The sequence below is a fragment of the candidate division KSB1 bacterium genome, assembly GCA_034506335.1.
GTDB lineage: Bacteria > Zhuqueibacterota > Zhuqueibacteria > JANLFK01 > Oleimicrobiaceae > Oleimicrobium.
Genome location: JAPDPR010000089.1, coordinates 1 through 6236, shown reverse-complemented (window position 1 = coordinate 6236; position 6236 = coordinate 1). Strand labels below are relative to the sequence as shown.

Annotated in this window: 4 protein-coding genes; 1 reads left to right on the top strand and 3 read right to left on the bottom strand. The window is 61.7% G+C overall.

Annotation, left to right across the window (positions count from 1 at the left end; all coding sequences use genetic code 11):
• The 3 genes from ONB25_15075 to ONB25_15065 form a co-directional block, all read right to left on the bottom strand.
• The coding region (locus ONB25_15075; protein MDZ7394208.1) for a GHMP kinase at positions 1-602 on the bottom strand (602 nt) is incomplete at its 3' end.
• A complete protein-coding gene (locus ONB25_15070) occupies positions 599-1381 on the bottom strand; it encodes an NTP transferase domain-containing protein (GenBank protein MDZ7394207.1) in 783 nt (260 codons plus the stop codon). The genes ONB25_15070 and ONB25_15075, both read right to left, overlap by 4 nt.
• A 19-nt stretch (positions 1382-1400) precedes the next feature.
• Positions 1401-4592, bottom strand: a complete 3192-nt coding sequence (locus ONB25_15065; protein MDZ7394206.1) for a DUF4981 domain-containing protein — start codon at positions 4590-4592, stop codon at positions 1401-1403.
• Positions 4593-6021: 1429 nt separating this feature from the next.
• Here ONB25_15065 and ONB25_15060 point away from each other — a divergent pair.
• The coding region (locus ONB25_15060; protein ID MDZ7394205.1) for a hypothetical protein at positions 6022-6236 on the top strand (215 nt) is incomplete at its 3' end.

Genomic DNA, 6236 nt, shown 5'->3' with positions numbered 1-6236 from the left:
CCGGTGGTGTCCTTTGGCTCTTGGGAATCGCCGAGCACGAAGGTACCCAACGACGCCGGCAGCTTTTCTACTTGCACCTCGGGCTGGAAGGCGATATGGAGTACACCGCCAAAGCTGGATGTGACGTGGTCCATCATCCCGCCTGGCTCGCGGAATTCCAGCACTTCGGCCTCGTGTGCGCAACGGGCCACAAACATTGGATCATTGGCGCGAACATCGTGCGCGGCCGCCAGCAGAAAAAGCACCCACGCCACCACCAGCGCCGAGGAGCTCGAGGTGCCGGAGTTTATGGGGATAGTCCCATGCACGCGACATGAGTAGCCGGTCTCCAGGGCCAGCCCCTTGCGCAGGAGGACGTTGAGGCCACTGCGCAAGTAATCGCGTTGCTTCACGTAAGGAACAGGGCCTGGCAGCGAAAAAGTCTCGCGGGAGCCAATGTCGGGGAGGTCGATTTCGAAGAGGCCGTCTGCCCTCTTTTCGCCTGTAATCCAGATGCGGCGGTCAATGGCCGCGGCGATGACGGGCAGTCCGAGGTAATCCTGGTGTTCGCCAAAAAGACAGACGCGCCCCGGAGCCGAGACCTGCAGGGAGCTGGCGCTCATCTAGAGCTCTCCTTGACGCCCTCGGGCGCAACGGCCTGTTCGGCCTGCAGCTCAGCAAGGAATCTTTCCGCCTGCGCCAGCTCCTGTGGCGTATTCACCGCCCAGACCAGCCGCGTGTCCTGCACCTGCATCGCCTCCACCTCGTGCCCTTCCGAGCGCAAGATGCCCACGATGTCGGTCAGGTAGTACTCTCCCTTGGCGTTGCGGTTGTCAATTCTATGAAGCAAAGGGAGCACAATCTCGGCGCGAAAACAGTACTGCGAAGTGATGACCTCTTTGATCGCTGCGATTTCCGGTGAAGCGTCTGCCTCCTCCACCACGCGCGCGACCCTGCCGTGCTGATCCCGCAGCACCCGCCCATACGCCGGTGGCCGGTCAAAGACTGCGGTCAGAAAAGTAGCTGCGGCGCCTGAGCTTTGGTGCCTCTGCCAGAGCCCGCGCAAGAGCCCGGCAGTGACGAGCGGGCTATCCCCGACCAGCACCAGCAAGTCCCCGGAATAGTCTGCAAGCAGGGGCGCAACCTGCTGCAGCGCGTGGCCAGTGCCCAGCTGTGGCTGCTGGGTCACATAGCAGAGATTCGGGCCAAGCGCCTGACGCACTTTTTCCGCCCCATATCCGACAACCACGTAGATGGTCTGCACGCCCACATCGCGGCAGGCCTGGATCACATACTCCACCATGGGGCGGCCGCGCAAATGGTGGAGTACCTTGGGCAGATCCGACTTCATGCGCGTGCCCCTGCCCGCCGCCAGGATGACCGCCCGCAGTTCTCTTTCCATTGCCATGTTCCCGCGATGGTCACCGCAGGCGCATCCTGGCCACCTCGGCAAGGTCGCCCATCGGAGGGACATACGGTCGCAGAGTGAAACGAAACACAGCCGGTGCCGGTTTGAGCGCGTACTGCTCCAAGACGCCTGGCCCACAGCTGGCATTGCCCAGGCCGCACTGTTTGTAATCAAGGCACAGCACCACTTCGGCCCGTGGTCGTAACTCGTGGATATGAGCGGCCTGGTCCAGGTCGTGCGCGGTGAAATGGAGGGCAGACATGGCAAGCGGCTCGGCGGCGACCACAAGCAGCCCCGCGCCGGTCGTGTCGGTCAGGGCCAGCCAGCGCACCTCCTCGCGGTTGCCCATCTCCTGCGGTCGCACGTACGGCTCGTACTGCTCGCTCACCGTGCTGCGGTACCGCCCGAAATCGGCGCTTGTCTTGCGGTCGGGATAGTTCTCGTGCGGTCCGCGCCCGAACCATTCCAGGTGCTCGTAGGCCGGATCAAGCAGAAGTCGCACCCCCAGCCGAGGTAGAATTGGCAGCTCCCCTACCGGCTCCACCGTATTCAGCACATCGATCCAGCCGTTGCTGAAAACGTCGTAGGTGACGGTGTGGACGAAACCTTTACCTTCCATGCCGGCGTGGAGCAGTCGCACCTGCACACGCACTTCGGCGGGGGCCGCTTGCTTAACCTCAAAGTCCTTTACTGCTGCCTGCAGGCGGTCCAGCCCGGCCTGCTGCCAAAGGGGACGAAGGTACTTGTCGTTGTCGGTTGGTGCACGGTAGGCGTTCAGTATGGGCCCAGGGGCTTCCGCGGTTGCCAGAATCTCTCTGTTGCCGTAACGCAATGACTGCATGGTTCCAGTGGCGCGGGAAAAAGACACGGCAAAATCTCGCCCCTCGACCAGCACCAAGTCCCCATCGTCCTCCACCCGCAAGGTGCCCTTCTCAGCAAGTCGTACCACCGGCGCTGGGGGGACATGCCACGGCATGGCAAACTGCTCCCACGCCACCTCGTGCCCCTGGTCCGCCCAGGGAGTGGCCGAGCGCAGGCGGAAGGCGACGCGCAGGTGATACTCCGCCCCGGGGTGCAGGCGTGGTTTCTTCAAGGGGATGCGCACTTGGGCTGCCTGCCTAGGAGGCAAGGGGATCGGGTCCAAAACGCCCTGCTGGATGACCGTCCCATCCTCGCAGAGCTCCCAACTGGGCTGAAACTCCGCCAGGTCGGTGAAAAAGAATTTGTTCCGCACGCGAATTCGGCCCCGTGTCAAGTCGACCGGGTCCACTGCGATATTCTGGTAGACCTTCTTCACCTCCCACAGCTTCGGGGTGATCGGCCGGTCAGGGAGCACCAAGCCGTTGCAGCAAAAGTTGCCGTCATTGGGTTGGTCGCCAAAGTCACCGCCATAAGCCCAGAACCAAACCCTCTCCCCTTTCTCGCTGAGAGCGTACTTGCGCAAGCCCTGGTCGACCCAGTCCCAGATGCAACCGCCCTGCAGGTTTCTGTACCGCTCGATGACCTCCCAGTACTCTTTGAGGTTGCCCACGGCATTGCCCATGGCGTGGGCGTACTCGCACATGATGAGCGGCCGATCGCGGTCCTGGCTGCCGTATTGGATCAGGTGCTCAAGGGGCGAGTACATCGGGCACACGATGTCGGTATGCGGGCGCGTGCCGGCGCGCTCGTAATGCACCGGCCGCGACGGGTCGCGCTGGTGAATCCACTCGCTGGCCTCCTCAAAAGTCGTCCCATCGCCGGCCTCGTTGCCCAGCGACCAGACGATCACCGAGGGGTGGTTCTTGTCGCGCTCCACCATGCGGGTGATACGGTCCAGGTGCGCCTCCCGCCACTCCGGCTTGTTGGCCAAAGTGCGTTCGGGGTCATAGCCCATGCCGTGCGATTCCACATTGGCCTCGTCGATCACGTAAAGGCCGTAGTAATCACAGAGGTCGTACCAGACCGGGGTGTCCGGATAGTGGCAGGTGCGCACCGCGTTGATGTTGAAGCGCTTCATCAGCAGGATGTCGCGCACCATTGACTCCACGCTCACATAGTGCCCGGTATCGGGGTCGTGCTCGTGGCGGTTCACCCCCTTGATGTAGATGGGCTTGCCGTTCACCAAGAGCTGCCCGCCTTTGATCTCCACGCCGCGGAAGCCGATGCGGGCAGGCACCACTTCCAGCACCTGACCCTCTGCGTCCTTCAGGGTCAAGAGGAGCATGTACAAATTGGGTTTCTCCGCCGACCACTTTCGCGGGTTCGGCACCTCCGCCCTCAGGAGCATGGTGCTCTCGGCGCAGGATTCTAAGTACGGAGTGGTGGCGCTCATTCTGGCCACCACCGGCGCTCCCGCCTCGGTCCCATCCAGCAAAACGGCCTCCAAGGTTGGCTTCTTCACGCCTGCGGGCCCATTATTGCGCACCTTAGCCGTCACCCGTAGGGCGCCATTGCGGTAGTCCCCATCAAGTTCGGTCTGCACAAAAAAGTCCCGCACGTAGACGGTCGGCCGGGCGACCAGATACACGTCGCGAAAAATGCCGCTCAGCCGCCAAAAGTCTTGGTCCTCAAGGTACGAACCATCAGACCAGCGATAGACTTCCACCGCCATCAAGTTCTGGCCGGGCCTGACAAAGCGCGTGATGTTGAACTCCGCCGGCGTGCGGCTGTCCTGGCTGTAACCCACCAACTCGCCGTTCACCCAGAGGTAGAAAGCCGACTCAACGCCGTCAAAGACCACAAACACTTGCCGACCTTCCCAGTCCTGTGGCAGAGAAAAGGTCCTCCGATAGGAGCCCACCGGGTTGAAATCGTGCGGAATGTGCGGTGGATTGGCCGGAAAGGGGTAGCGCACGTTGGTGTAGATGGGGATATCATACCCGTGCATCTGCCAGTTACTGGGTACAGGGATGCTGTCCCACCTGCTGGCGTCAAACTCCTGACGGTAGAATTCGCGTGGGCGGTCCTCCGGTCGCCTCACCCAGTGGAACTGCCAGGGACCGTTGAGCGACTGGACGAGAGGTGACGCACTGCGGGAATAGGAGAACGCCTGCCTCACATCGGCAAAGGGAGTGATTGTGCAGTGCGGTGGCTCCTTGTTGATGCCGAAGATGCGAGGGTTCTCCCACTCGGCGTCACCCATCGCCTCCCCGTTTCCTCGGACAGATATGAGCGCAATCGCTAACGACATGACCGTGATGCCGGGGAGCGCTGCAAAACGCATTCCTGTCCCTCCTCATTCCGTAGTGGCGTGACCTCTGCTCCTCGCGCCGTGTTCCGGTGCCCTTCTCCGGAAGGAGGTCTCCGCACGCGCTGTGCGCCTCCTTCCCGAGAAGCCCTGCCACCGCGCGCAGGCACCTGCAACGACGACCATTACTCGAGGCATGGTACCGAGAAAGTTAAACAAACAGAACTAAAATGCAAGAGGAAAAGTAGTGGTGGTTGTAGCGAGCCGCTCGAACCTCCCTTCCTATCGTTGCCCAACTCACGGAATTGGCGCCCGGGGCATCGGTGGTAACCACCATCTGACCTTGGCTACCGCGTGAGGCCTTACTCGGGCCACGAGCCACTGGACTATGCTGCCCTGCCATAGCTGGCACGAAGCCGAACCGGACGCCGAGCTCCGGGAGCCGGGAAAAAAACCTTGGAGGCCACATACTTTCCCCTCCAGAGTGCCGCCACAGAAGGAGGGACAAAACCCTCCCAGGCACCCTAAGCTGCCCGTCCCCACTCTGCAGTGAGCAACATGGCCACGGGGGACAGGTGCGGGTTTCTGGGAGACCACCAGGGCAGGCAGGCGTGGGTGGTTGCTACCCCCTTGAACTTGGCCTATGACGCGGGTATCCCTCCCTTGGGCCTTGAGTACGCTCTGCGGCAAAAAAAGGGTTGACAAGAGCCCGTTTTTCATATTGAAAAAAACGGTGTGCTGGCCAAGTAACAAGGTAATGGTCACTCCACGCAAGAACGGCCCCATGTGCTTTGGTCGGAACGAAACGGGATCGGGAACCTTTGGTCTTGTGGAGCGCTGGCAGGCGAACGCGGCCCAGCTAGCTCCCTCATCGGCCGGAAAATAGAATAACAATCTTGTTTGCGGAGGGGGAAGTGAAGGCGGGGTAGACCCCTCAAGTGGTGATCAAAATATGAGCAAGGGCCGCCGTTGCAGCCGGGATGCGTGGCACACTCTCGTGGTCTGCCTCCAGCGGGGCGGGGTAGCAGTCCAGGCGCGGACGTCTGCGCAATTCTCACTTCCTCTACGGCTTATCCAACCTTGCGCCCAGTCTGGTGGAACAATCGCCTGCAAGTACCACTACCCGAACAGACGTCAGTTTGTCACCGCATAGGCAGCAGGCACGCTAGCCGCGCGGGAGCCCACGCAGAGGTGACGAAGAACCGATGCGGCTCCTCCTATCGCCGCGAGGAGCTGAGATGTTGTGGCGCGTCGGCGTGCTTGTCTCTACGCTCTCCTTTGTCGCCCGTAGTAGGAACGGCTGCGAGCACTCGGCCACGCCAATGGCCTTTCTGCGCCGAACAGCGGCTCGATGATGGCATGTGGCTTCTACGGTCTGCAACTCACCCAAATTACGGGGCACGGGGGCCGGAGCGGCTGCACTGGACAGGTGACCTTGCGCAGCCTCGGGCAAAGCGAGGCGGAGATGAGACGGACACAACTGGTCATGGTGCTGCAAACCACCGTAATCGTGTTGCTTGGAGCAGAAGTAGTGTTGTCGACGTTGCAGAACCGCAAACTGGGTTGCCGTGCGCCGGTGCGAGTCAAGTGTCCCCACTGTGCGGTCAGGGCAGAGTGTATTCCGGAACGCAGCGGCAAGAACTGGCTGAGTCAGTCGCTGATTGTGACGCGGGCCGAACG

Coding starts and splice junctions, on each gene's coding strand:
- ONB25_15065 (MDZ7394206.1), bottom strand. CDS start 4,592: ATGCGTTTTGCAGCGCTCCCCGGCATCACGGTCATGTCGTTAGCGATT.
- ONB25_15070 (MDZ7394207.1), bottom strand. CDS start 1,381: ATGGAAAGAGAACTGCGGGCGGTCATCCTGGCGGCGGGCAGGGGCACG.